This window comes from Mycobacterium sp. NGS66 (assembly GCF_059812225.1).
Window position 1 is genome coordinate 1 of record NZ_JCALCG010000014.1, and the last position, 16,859, is coordinate 16,859.

General features: G+C 63.2%; 14 protein-coding genes and 1 pseudogene. 6 read left to right on the forward strand and 9 right to left on the reverse strand.

The window, feature by feature from the left end; translation table 11 throughout:
• From AC5Y2L_RS22105 to AC5Y2L_RS22135, 7 genes and pseudogenes are all read right to left on the reverse strand, one after another.
• Positions 1-260, reverse strand: a pseudogene (locus AC5Y2L_RS22105) (hypothetical protein); the annotation flags it as partial.
• Between the two features lie 291 nt (positions 261-551).
• Positions 552-3,491, reverse strand: a complete 2,940-nt coding sequence (locus AC5Y2L_RS22110; protein ID WP_499932330.1) for an MMPL/RND family transporter — start codon at positions 3,489-3,491, stop codon at positions 552-554.
• Positions 3,488-4,069, reverse strand: a complete 582-nt coding sequence (locus tag AC5Y2L_RS22115; protein WP_499932437.1) for an MmpS family transport accessory protein — start codon at positions 4,067-4,069, stop codon at positions 3,488-3,490. Before AC5Y2L_RS22115 ends, AC5Y2L_RS22110 begins: the two co-directional genes overlap by 4 nt.
• Positions 4,070-4,186: 117 nt before the next feature.
• Positions 4,187-4,855 carry a TetR/AcrR family transcriptional regulator gene (locus AC5Y2L_RS22120; RefSeq protein ID WP_499932328.1) on the reverse strand — a complete coding sequence of 223 codons (669 nt, stop codon included), beginning with the start codon at positions 4,853-4,855 and terminating at the stop codon, positions 4,187-4,189.
• 96 nt (positions 4,856-4,951) lie between these two features.
• Positions 4,952-6,115 carry an NDMA-dependent alcohol dehydrogenase gene (locus tag AC5Y2L_RS22125; RefSeq protein ID WP_499932326.1) on the reverse strand — a complete coding sequence of 388 codons (1,164 nt, stop codon included), beginning with the start codon at positions 6,113-6,115 and terminating at the stop codon, positions 4,952-4,954.
• 22 nt (positions 6,116-6,137) lie between these two features.
• On the reverse strand, positions 6,138-6,926 hold the full coding sequence (locus tag AC5Y2L_RS22130) for an SDR family oxidoreductase (protein ID WP_499932324.1): 789 nt from the start codon (positions 6,924-6,926) through the stop codon (positions 6,138-6,140).
• 73 nt (positions 6,927-6,999) lie between these two features.
• Positions 7,000-7,632, reverse strand: coding sequence for a TetR/AcrR family transcriptional regulator (locus AC5Y2L_RS22135; RefSeq protein ID WP_499932322.1), 633 nt, complete (start codon positions 7,630-7,632; stop codon positions 7,000-7,002).
• A gap of 39 nt (positions 7,633-7,671) precedes the next feature.
• Between AC5Y2L_RS22135 and AC5Y2L_RS22140 the strand changes: the two genes are divergently transcribed.
• Entirely contained in the window at positions 7,672-8,814 is a 1,143-nt protein-coding gene (locus AC5Y2L_RS22140; RefSeq protein ID WP_499932320.1) for an ABC transporter substrate-binding protein, read from the forward strand.
• Here AC5Y2L_RS22140 and AC5Y2L_RS22145 read toward each other — a convergent pair.
• Positions 8,788-9,864, reverse strand: coding sequence for an NAD(P)H-dependent amine dehydrogenase family protein (locus AC5Y2L_RS22145; RefSeq protein WP_499932435.1), 1,077 nt, complete (start codon positions 9,862-9,864; stop codon positions 8,788-8,790). The two genes, AC5Y2L_RS22140 and AC5Y2L_RS22145, sit on opposite strands and share 27 nt — an antisense overlap.
• A gap of 121 nt (positions 9,865-9,985) precedes the next feature.
• Here AC5Y2L_RS22145 and AC5Y2L_RS22150 point away from each other — a divergent pair, with 121 nt between their 5' ends.
• Together AC5Y2L_RS22150 and AC5Y2L_RS22155 are read left to right on the forward strand one after the other, a co-directional pair.
• A complete protein-coding gene (locus AC5Y2L_RS22150; RefSeq protein WP_499932318.1) occupies positions 9,986-11,224 on the forward strand; it encodes a cytochrome P450 in 1,239 nt (412 codons plus the stop codon).
• 12 nt (positions 11,225-11,236) lie between these two features.
• Complete coding sequence (locus AC5Y2L_RS22155; RefSeq protein WP_499932315.1) at positions 11,237-12,283, forward strand: NAD(P)H-dependent amine dehydrogenase family protein; 1,047 nt, start codon at positions 11,237-11,239, stop codon at positions 12,281-12,283.
• Here AC5Y2L_RS22155 and AC5Y2L_RS22160 read toward each other — a convergent pair.
• On the reverse strand, positions 12,280-13,314 hold the full coding sequence (locus AC5Y2L_RS22160) for a dihydrodipicolinate reductase (RefSeq protein ID WP_499932433.1): 1,035 nt from the start codon (positions 13,312-13,314) through the stop codon (positions 12,280-12,282). The genes AC5Y2L_RS22155 and AC5Y2L_RS22160 overlap by 4 nt on opposite strands.
• Before the next feature lie 150 nt (positions 13,315-13,464).
• Between AC5Y2L_RS22160 and AC5Y2L_RS22165 the strand changes: the two genes are divergently transcribed.
• The 3 genes from AC5Y2L_RS22165 to AC5Y2L_RS22175 are packed head-to-tail and all read left to right on the forward strand — an operon-like array spanning position 13,465 to position 16,858.
• Positions 13,465-14,664, forward strand: a complete 1,200-nt coding sequence (locus AC5Y2L_RS22165; protein ID WP_499932313.1) for a cytochrome P450 — start codon at positions 13,465-13,467, stop codon at positions 14,662-14,664.
• A gap of 41 nt (positions 14,665-14,705) precedes the next feature.
• Positions 14,706-15,716, forward strand: coding sequence for a hypothetical protein (locus AC5Y2L_RS22170; protein ID WP_499932311.1), 1,011 nt, complete (start codon positions 14,706-14,708; stop codon positions 15,714-15,716).
• 14 nt (positions 15,717-15,730) lie between these two features.
• The gene (locus tag AC5Y2L_RS22175) at positions 15,731-16,858 is read left to right on the forward strand and encodes an NAD(P)H-dependent amine dehydrogenase family protein (protein ID WP_499932309.1); all 1,128 of its coding nucleotides are present in this window, start codon (positions 15,731-15,733) and stop codon (positions 16,856-16,858) included.
• Position 16,859: the final 1 nt, after the last annotated feature.

Sequence of the window (16,859 nt, forward strand, 5' to 3'; positions counted from 1 at the left end):
ACGCCGGAGATCGTCAGGCCCGCAATCGCGAGTACCCGGCCCTGTTGACCGTCTTTATTGATGCGGCGTAGCGCAACGATCCCGAGAACTACGCTCAACAGGACCGCGAGGAGGTCGAATATGCGGGTGATGTCAGCGTCTGTTGCGCCGTGCAGCGCGAAGCGGGGAGTCAGGCTGAGAATAAATGCCGTAACTGCGAGGCCGCTGTAGGTGCGAGCCTTTGCGGCGACTGGAGTCGGCGTGGGTTCGGTGATGGTCATCTTGTGTTTCCTTACTGATGGCGGCTCCGCCTGAAGGGCCGGTTGTCGGAGGGACCTCCTGAGGTTCGAATACGGGTCTTGGCGGCTGCTCAACGAATGCTTGGAAGCGAGCGACCGGTGTCGCCGTTGGCCACCGCAGAGCTGCCCGCCACGGCCATCGCTTGCGGCCGCGATCGAGCGCCGCGACGGCCCGTTCGGCGATTGCAGTCACGACCTCGCCGGAGCTACGGCCCAACCCCGCGGCAGATCATCGTCCCTAATGGCGGCTGATACTGAGACCACCACGCTACATCAGCGCGGTTGTACCACTCCGCCCGGTGGGTGCTCGTCGACGTCGTTGAGGATCAGCTCGCGCACGGCGGGACGCGGTCCGTACGGTCGCAGCATGGTGCTGGCCGGCCGGGGACGCACGTGCTGCGGCCACCAGAACCAGCGCCCGAGCAAGGTGGCCAGCGACGGCGTCATGAACGACCGCACGATCAAGGTGTCGAACAACAAACCCAGCGCGATCGTCGTACCTACCTGGGCCATCACCAGCAGCGGGCTGAACATGAACGTAGCCATCGTCGCGGCGAACACCAGACCCGCGGAGGTCACTACCGAGCCCGAACCGGCCATCGCGCGGATCGTCCCTGTCTTAAGCCCGGCGTGGATTTCCTCCTTGAACCGCGATATCAACAGCAGGTTGTAGTCCGAGCCGACCGCCAGCAACAGGATGATCGCCATTGCCAGCACCATCCAGTGCAACTTGATGCCCAGGATGTACTGCCATAGCAGCACGGAGAGTCCGAATGAGGCGCCCAGTGATAGCAACACCGTTCCGACGATCACGACGGCCGCCACGACGCTTCGAGTGATGACCAGCATGATGATGAAAATGAGTGTGGCTGCGGCAATTCCGGCGATCAGCAGGTCAATGTTGGAGCCGTCGTGCATGTCCTTATACGTCGCGGCGGTACCGCCGAGGTAGACCTTGGCGCCCTCCCAAGGTGTGCCCTTGATCGCCTCGTGCACGGCCTGCTTGATCGGTTCGATGTGCCTGATGCCTTCAGGACTCGCCGGGTCGCCTTCATGGGAGATGATCAGCCGAACGGCGTGCCCGTCCGGCGAGATGAACTGTTTGAGACCTCGCGCGAAATCCGGGCTCTTGAACGCCTCCGGCGGGAGGTAGAACGTGTCGTCGTTCTTCGCTCTGTCGAAGGCATCGCCCTGGGCGGTGGCGTTGTCGGACTGCGCTTTCGCCTGTTCGTTGAGACCCATCGTGATCGCGTAGTTCGACATGATGGTGTCGAGATTGCGCTGCTGGCTCTCGATCTGCGGCGGTATCAGCGCCACCAGCTGGGGCTGGATTTGATCCAGCCGATCGAGGTTCGCGCTGAGGTTCACGATGTTCTCGGCCACTTGGTCGATGCCGTCGAGCGCATTGAAGATCGACCGAAGTGCCCAGCAGATCGGGATGTCGTAGCAGTGCCTCTCCCAGTAGAAGTAGCTGCGGATCGGTCGGAAGAAATCGTCGAAGACCGCGATGTCGTCGCGTAACGCCTCGGTGATCTGCACGGTTTCCTTGGTGAGCCTCGTGGTTTCGTGCGTCGTGTTGCTGAGATCCTGGGTAACCCGCATCTGCTCACGCAGCGTCGCCATCGTCTTGCGCAGCTCGTCCGCCTGCTTGAGCAGGTTTGCCGCCTGCTCTTCCTGATAGTGCTGGGTCTGGATCCGCCCCGCGGCTTGTGCACTCATCTGAAAACCGAGGGTGCTGTGGTCGAGCGGTGTGCCCAACGGCCGGGTGATGGTCTGCACCCGGCCGATACCGGGGATGTGGAAGACCGCCTTGGCGACCTTGTCCAGGACGAGGAAGTCGGCCGGATTACGCAGGTCGTGATCGGTCTCGATCATCAACAGCTCAGGATTGAGCCGAGCCTGGTCGAAGTGCCGGTCCGCGGCGGCATAACCGACATTGGCCGGCGTGTCGGCCGGCAGGAAGTGGCGGTTGTCGTAGTCCGTCTTGTAACCGGGTAGGGCGAGCAGACCAACCAACGCGACGCCGATGGTTACCGCGAGAACCGGTGCGGGCCAGCGGACGACCGCGGTGCCCATGCGACGCCAGCCCCGGGTCTGCAGCTTGCGCTTCGGATCCATGAGCTTGAAGAACGAAGCCACCGTCAGGATTGCCGGCGCCAGGGTCAAAGCCGCGAGCACCGCGACCAGCATGCCGACCGCACAAGGCACCCCCAGCGACTCGAAGTACGGCAGTCGGCAGAAGCTCAGGCAGTACATCGCGCCGGCGATGGTCAAGCCGGATCCCAGCACGACGTGCGCGGTGCTGTGGAACATGGTGTAGAACGCTTCTTCGCGGGTCTCGCCCAGCCCGCGGGCCTCGTGATAGCGGCCGACCACGAAGATCGCGTAATCCGTCCCGGCGGCGATCGCCATCAGCACCAACATGTTGTTGGCGAAGGTCGACAGCCCCATGACGCCGTAGTTACCAAGGGTCGCGACGACACCGCGGGCCGCTGCCAGCTCGATGAACACCATGGCCAGCATGATCGCCACGGTGACGATCGACCGGTACACGAACAACAGCATCACGATGATCACCACGAAGGTGATGAGCGTGACCGTCGCGACACCCTTCTCACCCGCGTGGGACTGATCAGCGAACAGCGGACCCGCGCCGGTGACGTAGGCCTTGATTCCCGGCGGCGCGGGCACCGAGTCCACGATCTTGCGCACGGCCAAGGCAGACTCGTTCGCCAGCCCGCCGCCCATGTTGCCGGCGAGGTAGACCTGGACGTACGCGGCTTTTTGATCGTGGCTCTGGGAACCAGCCGCCGTCAGCGGATCGCTCCAGAAATCCTGGACGTGCTGAACGTGTTTCTTGTCTTGCTCGACGCGCCTGACGATCTCGTCGTAGTAGCGGTGCGCTTCGGCCCCGAGGGGCTGGTCGCCCTCCAGCAAAATCATGGCCGAGTTGTCGGTGTTGAACTCTTTGAATGTCGATCCGACCCGCATCGTCGACTGAAACGACGCCGCGTCGGTCGGACTCATTGATACCGAGTGGTTTTTGGCGACGACCTCCAGCTGCGGGGCCACGGTGTTGGTGACGAACACGATGCCCAACCACACCAGGACGATCGGCAGCGCCAGCCGGTGGATCATCCGCGGCAGGAACGGCGGAATCAACGGCTGGTCGACGCGCGGCGCGGCAGAATTAGCCTCGGCTGGCTCGCTCATGCGGACTTGTCCAGGCAGTAGACGAAGGCGTTCACGGTTTGGGTGGGATCTGAGCGGTTCGGAGTCTTGATGACGTCACCGCTCCCGTCGTGCTTGTTCACCACGAACTGGCAGGCGATCCAACTGCCGTCGCCTTGCGCTACCAGGTTTGCCGGGATGCCGGGCTTCGTTGAACTCAATACTTTGCTCCAGGGCAAGGGCACGTCGAGGGCCTGCTGGGGGTGGGAGTTTTCGTCGAGGTAGTTGATGGTCGCCCTGCTGCCCGGTGGGCCCCAGACCTGGAGCGTGATCGTCTTGGCGTTGAACTCATCGAGGACCTCGCCCGAGGTGCCACCACCGAACGATCCTTTGTGAACGCCGAAGACGCCGTGCAACCGGTACACCACGAATCCTGATACCGCGACGACGGCTGCGATCGTGAGCACCAGCCAGAAACGCCCCAGAAGCCCCTGTTTCTTGGCGCGCCCCGGGGCGGCCTTGAACTCGTTGGCCACCGCAGTCCCCCTTTGACGACCTTCCACCCCTCGGGCGCCGCCGCGGCGCTTGATGTCCGACGGCGGCGCGGCCTCCTGTGCCATACGGGTCGAGGCGGAGGGTTGCGCGGTCGGCTCGTGCCCCGGGCGCACGGAGAGTTCGGGACCGTCTTCACCGGTTGCAGTTCGCCATGCCAAAACGCTCCGGCCTCCTTTCTGGGGTTATGCGGATTCCGAGATCAGGCCGATGCAGGTGGCCGTCAGCAGGCGGGTAAGGGCGGAGGCGAAGTCCAGATTCCACTCGGGCGGAACCACTTCGGGCTCCTCGGCGTAGACGTCGGTCAGGTGCTTCGGCGGGTTCGCGACTTGCCATAGCGTCGCCGCCAGCGAGTACGCGGCCAGCAGGATGTCGAGCGAGCCCGATCGTCCAAGTTCGGGCAGCGCGTTTCCGATCGAATCGGCCAGCGAGAGTGTGGCCGCGGTGCTGATCCGCCTGACTTCGATGACCCGTTCCGCGTCCACCTCGTGTTCCAGGTGCAGGTGCAGGTTGGCCAGCAGGTCGCAGAATAACGGGTCTGCGGCCAGCGCTTCGGCCAGTGTCTCGGCGATACGCGAGGGCGACTTCGCGCCGGGCTCGGCCAGCTTCTCCGACACGGTATTCGACCACCGTACCCAGCCCTCGGCGGACAGATGCAGCAGGACTTCCTTGTGCGAGGTGAAGTAGCGGCGCACCGCCGAGTAGTGAATTCCGGCGCGGTTGGCGACCGCGGTCAGGGTGACCGACGCGACGCCGGTTTCCATTGCCAGCGAGCGTGCGGCTTCCACGAGGGCATCCGCACGTTGGCGCTTCTTTTCCTCAGTGCGGGCGCGCTGGAATGTGAGCTGCGCCATCGGCTGAGCGTAACGCACATTGTGTGCTTTGCATAGCGCACGTCGCGTGCGGTTCAGCCAGTTCTGGGCGTCGACCTTGCGTGGATGGGATGGTAATCACTCGAAGGCAATGACGCCTCGGATATTCTTTCCGGCGCGAAGGTCTTTCATCGCTTCATTGATGTCATCGAGCTTGTACTTCTGCGTGATCAGCTCGTCGAGCTTGATCAGGCCCGCCTCATACATCGACAGCAGTTTCGGCATGGCCTCGCGTGGGTTCATCTCGCCATAGAGCACGCCTTTGAAGGTCTTACATGAGCTAACCATGTCACCGAGACTCATGGGCACCATCAGGTCGCTCACCTTTGCCATGCCCGTCAGTACGCAAGTTCCGCCTTTGCGTAACAGCATCATTGCCACCAGTATGAGATCAACCGGAACTACCCCGGCGGTCAGAACGACGCGGTCCGCCATCACCCCCCAGGTGATGTCTTTGACCAATTCGATTGCGGCAGCTGCATCTACGGCGGTATGCGTGGCACCGAACGACGGTGCGACCTCTCGCTTGAACTCGTTGGGATCGACCGCGACAATATGCGTTGCCCCAGCAATTTTGGCACCCTGAACAGCGTTCATGCCGATTCCGCCAACACCGATCACCACGACGGTGTCACCGGGCTCGGTGCCCGCCGCGACGGAGCCGGAACCAAATCCAGTCGTTACCCCGCAGGAGACCAACGACGCTGCATCCAGCGGAATCCAATCGTGGATCTTGACCAACGAGCGTTCCGACGCGACAACGTATTCCGAGAATGTCCCAACCTGCATCATCGCCATCAGGTCTTCATCACCCAGATGGCGACGTCGGGTTCCGTCGGTTGTCATGGCCTTGCTGTAGATATCGGCGCCTACGTCGCACAGGTAGGTGCGGCCGGTGACGCACCAGCGACAGTTGCCGCAGGCGGGCAGGAACGAAATCGCCACGTGGTCACCGGGTTTGAGTGTCTTGACCTCTGGACCGACAGATTCCACGACGCCCGACCCCTCGTGACCACCGAGCATAGGAAACCACTCGGGCACCGGAAGTCCCGATTCCCGCATCAGCTCTTCCATTTCCCTGCTGGGCACGCTGTCGCCGGTGTAGAAGTGCTCGTCGGAGTGACAGATGCCGGCGTACGCCATTTTGACCAAGACCTCGCTGGCATGGGGTGGATCGAGTTCGACCTCGGTGACCTCCCAGTCCATACCCACACCGCGCAACACGGCCGCTTTGGATTTCATAGTGGATTCCTTCAGATGTCCTTCACCACTGCCGAAGTTCCTTGACCGCGTTGGCCGGTCGGGGAGCCAGGGTCAGATAAGGGATGAAACTGCTACTGCCGCAGTTGAGTACGGAGTGCACAACACCGACAAGGTGGTCGGCGTCCACCAGGCCGCCCTGCATATAGCCATGCTCCATCCAGTACCTGATGGCGGTCTCCAGGGCTTGTGGATCCCAGTTCTTGTTGAACTCGGTCTGTGAGTCACCGGAACCGCCGAAGCTGTCACCCACCGCCAGTCGGGTGAAGCCGATATTCGGGTGTTCGATGCGCCACGCCTCGACGAGTTTGTCGAGTGCGGCCTTTGTGACGGCATAGGCGCCGAGCATCGGCCAGGGTGATGAATACGACGCACTCAAGGACGATAGGTATACCGCGGACCCCGCCGACGCGGCGAGGTGTGGCGCGGCGGCGGCGGTGACGAGCGCTGCGCCGGTTACGTTGGTCGCGAACAGTTTCGCCCATTGCTCGCCGCTGATGTTGGCCAGCGGTGCGAGAATGCCCATGCCGGTGGCATAGACCAGTGCGTCCAAGCCGCCGAAGTTGCCGACCACTTCCGCGACGGCCCGTTGACAGCTCGGCGCGTCGGTGACGTCGCACGCGACGGCCGCAGCACCGTTCTGGGCTTCTTTGGCCGCGTTGACCAATCGGTCGTGGCGTCGCGCGAGGAAGGCCACCCTGGCACCGCGCTGGGCGAGGCCGATGCCGATGCAACGCCCCAGGCCCGCCGAGGCTCCGACAACGGCGACTCGCAGGGCCGGTTGGTCAGTCATGGTCTTCCTTACCGGATGTCGAGAGCGAGGCTATCAGAAATTAAGAGTGACTATATGCGTTAACCGATAATGATCATTTCCGCAGTGCCTTTCGCGGCTCTGCGGCGAAGCTCAGCAGCAGACGATCAAGCACCTTGGCCGCTCGCTGGCGGGCCCGGGACGGTTGCCGGGCGTGCGCGACCAGAAGCGCGCCCTCCTCCAGCGCGGCGACGACCATGTGCGTCAGCTCCCCGACGGGCTGGTCGTCGATGACGCCCTCGGCAATTGCTTCCCGAACCATTTCGTTGATCAGGGCGATGCTGTTGGCCTCCTGGATGGCGCGCAATGTCTGCCAGCCCAGTACCACAGGGCCGTCGAGCAGCATCACGCGCTGAACCTCGGGTTCGAGTGCCGATTCGAGAAAGCCGTGCAGACCCGCCGAAAGCCGCGCCCACGGATCGCTGCCGCGCGGCGGCGAGGCCAGCGATCGCAGTGTCAGGTCGCGTTCGACTTCTTCGAAGACCGCGCGAAAGAGTTCGGCCTTGTCCTTGAAATGGTGGTAGAAGGCGCCGCGGGTGCCCACGCCGGAGGTGGCAACAAGTTCGCCGATGCTGGTGTTGAAGTAACCCTTTTCCACGAACAGGATCCGGCCGGCGTCGACCAGATTCCGTCGGGTCTGGTCGCCTCGTGCCCGACGCTCCGTGTCGGTGCCACCGCGTTTGGCCATGTTCGCATCGTAGCAACATGCATCCTGTATGTTGCCGGTATGGCTGACGACAAGGTTCGTGCTTACGGATCGGTGGCGCCGCTGAAAGTGGGCTTGCTCAACGATTATCCGACTCAAGCCGGTACCGACAATGACACTCTCGACACCCTGCGGTTGGTCTTTGACGAGGCCGTCGCCGCCGGACTCATCGATCGGCCCATAGAGCTGGTGCAGCGCCAGGTGATCGGCCTGCCCAACGGCACCTACCACGCCGTGGAGACCGCCTACGACGAGCTGGTCGCCGAGGGGTGTCTCGCGATCTACGGTCCGTATGTCTCCGACAACGCGGTGCCACTGGCCGCGCACGCCGATCGAGTCGCCAAAGTTCCCAACATCATCCTGTCGGGCTCTGAGGGGGCGCTCGGAGAATGGACATTTGCGCTGAACAACGGATCGATGCCCGAAGAGCCAGTGATGCTGGCTGCCGTGCTGCTCGGCGACGGCCGGACGCGGATAGCGATCGCCTACGAAGCATCGCTGATCGGCAAGGAATACTTGGCATTCGCCGAAAAGGCTTATGCGGCTGCGGGATTGAAGATCGTTACCACGGTCGCGATACCTCAGGTGGAGGCCGACAAAACTAGGGTGGTCAAACAGCTGCGGGCTGCTGAGCCGGACGCGCTGGTGCACGTCGGGTTCGGCCACGGGCTGTGGGGCTTCACCGACGCGCTGGCGGCCGAGGGCTGGGATCCGCCGCGCTACACCACCACCGCCTTCGAGATGGCACACATCAACGCCGAGTGGATGCGGCAACTGTCGGGGTGGATCGGATTGGACAGCTATGACGAGCGCAACCTGGTCGGGCAGGCGTTTTTGGATCGGTTCGAGGCCCGGTTCGGCCGACGGCCGGCACATTCGATGCCCGGGCTCACTCACGATGTGGCTACGGTGATCACGCGGGGCCTCGCGGCCGCGCGTCCGTTGACCGGCGAGGGCGTCAAGCGCGGCATCGAGCAGGTCAAGCTCGTGCCGTCGGCCAGCGGTGCGCCGGGGACTTTCCTGCGGTTCGGACGCTACATCCGGCAGGGCTGGATGGGTACGGACTACCTGATCGCCCGCCGTGTGCTGCCCGACGGCTCGGCGCATGTATTTCACGCGACGCCCAGCGACCACATCTCACGGGCGGTTGGTGTCGGCTCTTAGCTGAATCGCCCCGAACACCGGCGCGGTCACAATGCCCGGCGGCTGCGCCAGCACATAGGGAATCGCCCGGACCGCGCTCATCGCGATCATCAGGTGTCCAGGCTGGGCGTGCTGCCCTGTCGGCGCATGGTCGTCCCACCCGACGTCGAGCTGCAATTCGAAGCTGGGCACGCCCTTGATGACGGCGCGAATCAGCGGCGCCTTCTCCCCGCGGGCCAGCGGTTTCAACCCCCACTGCGGGAGATCGCGGGTGAGCACCCATTCCTCGTGAATCGCGAGCAGTGGTCGGCCCGCCCAATGGCCAACCCACGAAAAGCGCCGTCCCACTACCGTTCCCGCCTCGATCGTGCCTGCGAGCACCTCGAGGTCGTGGGGGAGCGTGGTGGCGTCCACTGACACCTCGACATGCGAGAGCGTGATGCCAAGGACGTCGGCCGTCCCGTTGAGGGCCTGCCGGTAGGCCATGTCGAGCTTCTTGATGATCGGCGAGTCGACGCTGACGTCTTCGGGTGGCCGTCCCATGCCCATGAGGTCGACGAGCATGGGCCGACTGTCGACGGCGGACACGTCCGTCGCCTCGTAGAGATCGATACGGTCGATCGTCTTGCTCAATCCCGTCACCGTGGCGACCAGGCGCTCGAACATGAAGCCCGGGTTCTCCCCGGCGGCGTGGAAACGCGATCCGCCCGCGCGGCAGGCCTCCGCAAACGCCGACTCGGTCTCCGGCCCGTAGGTGGGCAAATGGTTGTACGACGTCGTGGAGATGACGTTGGAGCCCGCGGCAAGCAGCCGGCAGATGTCCTCGGCATTGGTCTCGACGGCGTGAGCCTTGCTGGCGGCATGCACGACGACATCGGCTCCCAACGCGACGATCTCCTCCTTGTTTGCGGTGGCCACCACTCCGGTGGTGGGCGGCAACCCGCACAGCGCGCCGGCATCCTGACCGGCCTTGGCGGGGTCGTAGACCAATACCCCGACCAGCTGATAATCAGGATTCTCAATCAGTTCCTGCAGGGCAGCACGGCCAACGGCGCCGGTCGCCCATTGCACCACTCGAATCGTCAATCGAACGCTCCTGGTTGCTCTTTCGCGTGGCCGCGATTACTGGCCTCCCTCAACCTACATCATGTAGGTTGTCAAGCAGCCGATGGCACGAGTGAGGAGTCGTCAGATGGCCGAGCCGGCGACCGTCGCGGAGCTCGAACAGAGAATTCGAGACGCGCAAGACAGATTCAACCAAGGCATGGGTGCCGACGGCGCCGCATCGCCATATCCGTTGCTCAAGAAGCTACGTGCGCAGAGCCCGGTGCACGCCGGCTGGCCGGAGATGGGGATGGTCGGCAATTCGGGTGGCGGCCCGCCAACGTTCACCGCCTACACGTTCGACACCGTCAAGGCAATCTTCACCGACAACATCACGTTCAGCACGCGCTGCTACGAAAAGGTTGTCCGGCCGCTACAAGGTCCGACGATTCTGGAGATGCAGGAACCTGAACACGCGGTCTACCGCAAACTGCATGAGTTCGCCTTCGCCCGCTCTTCGATGAAGCGCTGGGACGCCGAACTCGTCGGTCCCTTGGTGGACAAAACCATCGCGAAATTCAAGGACGCCAAGCGCGCCGACCTCGTCGATGCGGTCTTCATGCCGATCCCGGTGCGGGTGATCGCGGCACTGCTGGGCCTTCCGGATGCCGAAGTGTTGCAGTTTCACCGGCTCGCCATCGACCTGCTGGGCTTCCGCGGGGACATGGAACGTGCGTTGCGCGCATCGGCCGAGATGAAGGAGTACTTCGTCGGGATACTTGCCGACAAACGCAAATCCCCCAAGGACGACATGGTTTCGATCTTGGCCGGTGCCGAAGTCAACGGCGTGAAGATGTCCGACGAGCAGATCTACGGTTTCATGCGCAACCTGCTACCGGCCGGCGCGGAGACGACCTCGCGGTCGACGGCAAATCTTGCCCTGGCGCTCTTGACGCATCCCGACCAACTCGACGCCGTCCGCGACGATCGCACCTTGTTGCCTCAGGCCATCGAGGAAGGAATCCGTTGGGAAACGCCGCTGCTCAACTTCATGCGCGAGGTCACCTCCGATACCGAGATGGGCGGCGTACATCTGCCAAAAGGGGCGACGATGATGCTCAGCCTGGGCAGCGCGAATCACGACGAGACACGATGGGAAGAACCGGAGAGGTTCGACATCTTCCGGGAACGCAAGCCGCACATCGGCTTTGCTCACGGAGCGCATGTGTGTCTCGGTATGCACCTGGCCAGGCTCGAGACAACCAAAATCTTCAACGCGCTGTTCGATGAATTGCCCGGTCTGCGGCTCGATGCTGACGCACCGCCGCCGTACATCACCGGCACCATGTTCCGTTCCCCGCCCCGCCTCGACGTGGTGTGGGACTGAAAGAGGTATGCCATGACACGGGTGATCCAATGGGCGACCGGCGTTACCGGGATGATCTCACTTCGTCACGTCATCGGACGGGCGGATCTGGAATTGGTGGGGGTGCGCGTATACGACCCCGCGAAGGCCGGGGTGGACGTCGGCACGCTATGCGGTGCAAGCGAAGTCGGACTTCCCGCCACCGCCGATCGCGACGAGATCATCAGCACCGACGCGGACGTGGTGCTCTACATGGGCAAGGTTGAGACCGATACGCCCGGGTGTTTTGCCGACGTCTGCGAGCTGCTCGCGTCGGGCAAGAATGTCGTGGCCACCGGAAGCCGGTTCATCCATCCCCGATCGCTGCATGCGTCGTTGGCAGACGGCATCGAAAATGCCTGTCGCACAGGGCGATCCTCGTTCCTCGGACTCGGTTTATATCCGGGATTCGTCGGCGAATCACTGGCGCCCATCCTGTCGCGGCTCACCGCACGCGTCGGACGGATCAGCATCCGTGAAGTGCTCAACTACTCGACCTACGCCAGCCATGATCTGATCTTCAATGCCATGGGTTTCGGGCATGCGCCCGACGACACGTCGCCGCTACTGAGTAACACCGACTATGCGGCCAGCGCCTGGATCGGCAGTGCCACGGTGCTCGCGCAGTCGTTGGGACTCGAGATCAGGTCGGTGCAGGGGTTCCGTGAAGTCGAGACCACGCCACGGGCGCTCACGGTGGCTGCCGGCGAGATCCCCGCCGGCACGGTCGGTGCGATGCGGTTCGGTGTCGAGGTCGATTGCGGCGCAACCACATTAGCGGTCGAGCACCTCACCCGCATGGCCGATGATCTCGCACCGGACTGGCCTACGGAGATCGGCTACGAGGTGACGTTTGACGGCGAACCAAGCCTGAGGCTGCACCTCGTGATCGGCTCGCACGACCAGGATCACTCCGAACAGGCCTGCTTGGCCACCGCCATGCATGCGATCAACGCGATACCGACGGTGATTGCGGCCGAACCGGGCCTCTACGACCTTTCCACGATCGCCCCATTCGTCGCGCACTGGACCAACCGCTAGAGCGCACCCGGGCTTCGATTGCCGAAACCCGTGTAACTGCGGATCAGTGGCAGGTCGGCCATCGTCGCGAACCCTGCCGGCGCAGCGCACACGGCCGGAACGGCGTTGACGACCTGCATGGCGACGGCGATCAGTCCAGCTCTCACGTGCTCCTCGATCGAGGCGGCCCGAGAAAAACTGGCCAACGGCAAGAAGTGCGTGCGCATGGATGGATCACCCTCGATCGTCAGCGTCCAGCCGTCGAGAGGTTTGGGCCAGTGCTCCGGGTATTCACCGCCGACGGTCCACAGCGTCTCGAACTCGACCAGCGTCTCACCGTTGCGATGGCCGACGAACTTCCATCGCTGCCCGGCGGTGGTGCCCTCCGCGACAACATAGTCGAAGATCTGCAACTCCTTTGTCGCGGCGACGGTTTCGAGCGTGACCGACACATCGTCGATATCCGCATTCAGGGTGTCAGAGATGAACCAGGTCTGCTCGACGAACAGTCGCGTCAAGAAGCTGAGGTAGTCGTTGGCCGTTGGCGTGACCTCGTCCGGTGGTCGACCGAACCACATCCCGTCGAAGGTGACCTCGGTGCTCTCCCACAGCGTCCAGTCGGCCCGCTCCTGCAAAGTGATCCGATCAATGGTGCGGCTCATCCCAGACAGCGCCAGCGGCAGCACCCCGGACAGGTTTCCCGGATTCAATCCGCTGCCGTGGATGGTGCTGCCGCCCTTGTCGCACGCGGCCTGCAGGCGCACGCGGTCGGCTTCGGGGCTGCGTCGCGGGTGGAAGAGGAACGCCGGCGTTGCCACATTCTTTCCGCTCGCCAACAGAGCGCAAACGTCGTCAACACTGGTGAACGACGGCGCGTACAACACCAGGTCGGCGTCGAGCGCAAGGATCTGCGCGACGTCGGTGGTCGCGGTCACGCCGATCGGGTCTCTGCCGACAAGGGTTCCTACATCGACGCCGTTCTTGGCATTGGAATAGACCCGCGCGCCCACTAGCTGGAGGTCTGACCGGTGATCGAGGATTGTCCTGACCATCTCGGTGCCCACGGCGCCGGTGGCCCACTGAATGACTCGTAGCGGACGGGTGCTGGCGGTCAACCCTCGCTCCCTTCGATGTATTGGCAGTGGTGATCCTAGTAGGGCCAAAAAGTCGCTACCGCAGCCGATAACGCCTATTCTCATCCTGTGACATACAGTGTGAAGGTTGCTCCATACTACGACCCTTTCGACTTCGAGATCGATGACGACCCGTATCCCGTGTGGAAACAGCTGCGTGATGTCGCGCCGCTGTACCACAACGACAAGTACGGCTTTTACGCGTTGAGCAGGCACGCGGATGTCGCGCGTGAGCTGGTGAACTGGAATGACTACCGGTCTGGTAAAGGCACCACGGCCGACATCATCCTCAACGGAATCGACATACCACCCGGGATCATCCTGTTCGAGGACCCGCCGATCCACGACCTGCACCGGCGATTGCTCTCCGGGGTGTTCACGCCGCGGCGGATGGCGGCCGTCGAACCGCTGGCCAGGGAGTTCTGCCGGCGCGCGCTGGAGCCCCTCGCGGACGCCGATACGTTCGACTTCATCGCCGACCTCGGCGCGTGGATGCCGATGCGCACGATCGGATATTTGCTGGGCATACCCGAGGACAGGCAGGTCGCGATCCGACGGAGCACCGACCGGCTCCTTGAACTGAAAGACGGCGGGCTCGTCGAGGTGGCCGATGACATGCTGACGCGCCAAGGCTCGATGCTGGAGGAGTTCATCGACTGGCGCTATGACCACCCCTCCGATGATCTGATGACCGAACTGGTCAATGCGGAGATCGAAGAGCCCGACGGTAGCCGCAGTCGGTTGACCCGCGGGGAGGTGCTGACCTATGCGGGCACCCTCGTGGGCGCCGGCAATGAGACGACGACGCGGCTAATCGGCTTCGCCGGGCAGCTGTTGTCCGATCATCCGGACCAGCGCCGCGAGCTCGCAGCGGATTTCAGCCTCATTCCCGGCGCGGTCGAAGAGGTGCTGCGCTACGAGGCGCCATCGCCAGTACAGGCGCGCTATGTCGCCCGCGATGTCGAACACTACGGGCAGACGGTTCCCGAAGGCTCGGTGATATTGCTGCTCAACGGATCCGCGAACCGCGATGAGCGACAGTACGCCAACGCCGACAGATTCGACATCCATCGGCGGGCGACGCATCTGTCCTTCGGCCACGGCATCCACTTCTGTCTGGGTGCGGCGCTGGCGCGGCTTCAGGCGCGCATCGCTCTCGAAGAAGTGCTCACCAGATGGCCAGACTGGGAAGTCGACTACGACAACGCGAAGCGGGCTCACACCACCAGCGTCCGAGGCTGGGCGACCCTGCCGGTGCGGGTGACATGACGAATACTGTTGATTCCGCACCGGATTCCGGCGCCGCCGAGGTGGCCAAGTCCCCGTCATCGTGGCCCGCACGGGTGGGGTGGGGGCTGTTCATTGTCGCCTATCTGGCTTTTGCGATCATCACCATCGCGACAATTCAATCGGGTCTGCATGGTGACCCGACGAGGACCAATCCGCGTCCTGGTCCTGCGCCCTATCCACCGTTCCTCGGCTTCGACAACTGGCCGCTCGCCGTGTCTATCAGCTCGATTCCGATGGCGATCGGCCTGATCGGCACTCTGGTATGGCTGTCTTACAGACAGCGGAAGGTGCACTGGGCGGTGGTGATCGCCTTCGCCGGGTTGATCACCGGTGCGCTCGATCCTCTGGCGAACTGGGCAACGTTCGCGACCTTCGATCCGCGCATGCTGCACTTCCCGCTGACCTGGCCGTATGTCAACATATCGCCGAATCTTGAACCGGCGTTGGCGTTCCTGGGCGGGTATGCCGCCTATTATCTGCTCACCGGCCTCGCCATCCTCCAACTGCATAACCGATTCGTCAAACCGCTGATCCCGCGCACGAGTTGGCTTGCGCGCCATCGGCTTATCGCGGTGTTCCTCGGCGCGGCCGTCATTGCGATTCCTATCAACGGGCTGGTTCAGTTCATCTGGATGAGGTGCGGCATCTTCTTCTACACGGAAGCTGTCGGCCCCGTGTTGCACGTCGGGCATGTCTATTTTCCGCTGATCATGGCGGTGTACGACTCGTTCATCTTCGCGATGGTCGCGGTGATGTGCGTGCGCGACGACGATGGCGAACTGGTGCTGATCAACCGGATTGCTTACTGGTTGCCCGCGTGGCGAGGACGTCTGACGTTGACCCGACAGTTGCTGATCTCGGTGACGGTGGGTCTGGTGTCGTTCGCGGTGCCGCTGGCTCTGCTCGCGAGTTTGCGGGCGGCGGGCCTGAGCGAGCCTGCCTACGACCAGAACCCCTATCCGAGTATGAAAGTCTACGATCCGTACGGCCATCTGCAGAATGCGGGCAAGCCGGGGCCGTTCTACAGGTGATTGTTAGTGCCGAAATGATAAGGAGTAGTGACACATTGGAGTCTCAAGGCACGCGGCGCTACCGCGTGGTCCACGTCGGCACCGGGCTGACCGGCCGTGAGGCGCTGCGGGCAATCATCGACGATCCTGTGCTGGAACTCGTGGGCGTCAAGGTGTCGACCCCGGAGAAGGTCGGGGTGGATGCCGGCCAACTTTGTGGGACGGCGGATGTCGGCGTAGCGGCGACCAGCGACATATCAGCGGTATTGGCTTTGGCTCCGGACTGTGTCGCCTATTGCGCGACAGCGGTCCGACGCGAAGACGAAGCCATCGCCGACATCGCCGGCTACCTCGAGGCGGGCATCAACGTGGTGACGTTCTCGACCATTCCGTTGGTCTATCCGGCCGCGGCCCCCTCAGAATGGCGGGAACTGTTGGAAAGTGCAGCGCGAAAGGGTAATTCGACGTTCTATGCGACCGGCAGTGAGCCGGGTTTTATCAGCCTTAACATCCCCACCGCTCTTTTCGCGGGGGCAGGTCGGGTCGACTCTTATCGAATGGACGAGTACGCGCTCGATCTGGACAAGGCGTATCCGATCTGGGACGTCTTACACGAGTCGATGGGCTTTGGGAAGCCCGACGGTCACGTGCCGGTTCGCATCGCCTCGGGAAAGGTGAGCAAGGACTGGGACACGGTGGTGCGCTACATCGCTGACATCCTGGGTTTCGAGCTGGACCGGATAGAACTGGATTGGGAGACGCTGCTTGCACCGTCAGATCTAGAGACCGCGTTAAGTGTCATCCCGGAGGGGACGATTTGTGCCCACCGCTGGCAACTTGCCGGCATAGTCGGTGCGAGACCGGTTGTCGCCGTGCAATACTTCGCGACAGTCAGCAGCACGCCATGGCCGGATCGCTGGCCCAAGCCTGCCCGTGAGGGTGAAGGCGGCATGGTGTTCCGCGTTGAGGGCAGTCCGAGTATGAGCCTGGAGTTGCATTTCGAGCAGTCGGCAACCGACCGGGTGAATCCAGGTGTGGCCGTCACGGCGATGGCCGCTGTCAACGCGATTCCCGACGTCGTCGATGCCCCGCCCGGCGTGATCGCCAATCCGCTGTCGGGACCTTCCATCGTGAGCCGGCAGTCGCGCGTCTCGGTGTGCTGAA

Coding starts and splice junctions, on each gene's coding strand:
- AC5Y2L_RS22110 (WP_499932330.1), bottom strand. CDS start 3,491: ATGAGCGAGCCAGCCGAGGCTAATTCTGCCGCGCCGCGCGTCGACCAG.
- AC5Y2L_RS22115 (WP_499932437.1), bottom strand. CDS start 4,069: ATGGCACAGGAGGCCGCGCCGCCGTCGGACATCAAGCGCCGCGGCGGC.
- AC5Y2L_RS22120 (WP_499932328.1), bottom strand. CDS start 4,855: ATGGCGCAGCTCACATTCCAGCGCGCCCGCACTGAGGAAAAGAAGCGC.
- AC5Y2L_RS22125 (WP_499932326.1), bottom strand. CDS start 6,115: ATGAAATCCAAAGCGGCCGTGTTGCGCGGTGTGGGTATGGACTGGGAG.
- AC5Y2L_RS22130 (WP_499932324.1), bottom strand. CDS start 6,926: ATGACTGACCAACCGGCCCTGCGAGTCGCCGTTGTCGGAGCCTCGGCG.
- AC5Y2L_RS22135 (WP_499932322.1), bottom strand. CDS start 7,632: ATGGCCAAACGCGGTGGCACCGACACGGAGCGTCGGGCACGAGGCGAC.
- AC5Y2L_RS22140 (WP_499932320.1), top strand. CDS start 7,672: ATGGCTGACGACAAGGTTCGTGCTTACGGATCGGTGGCGCCGCTGAAA.
- AC5Y2L_RS22150 (WP_499932318.1), top strand. CDS start 9,986: ATGGCCGAGCCGGCGACCGTCGCGGAGCTCGAACAGAGAATTCGAGAC.
- AC5Y2L_RS22155 (WP_499932315.1), top strand. CDS start 11,237: ATGACACGGGTGATCCAATGGGCGACCGGCGTTACCGGGATGATCTCA.
- AC5Y2L_RS22160 (WP_499932433.1), bottom strand. CDS start 13,314: ATGGTCAGGACAATCCTCGATCACCGGTCAGACCTCCAGCTAGTGGGC.
- AC5Y2L_RS22175 (WP_499932309.1), top strand. CDS start 15,731: ATGATAAGGAGTAGTGACACATTGGAGTCTCAAGGCACGCGGCGCTAC.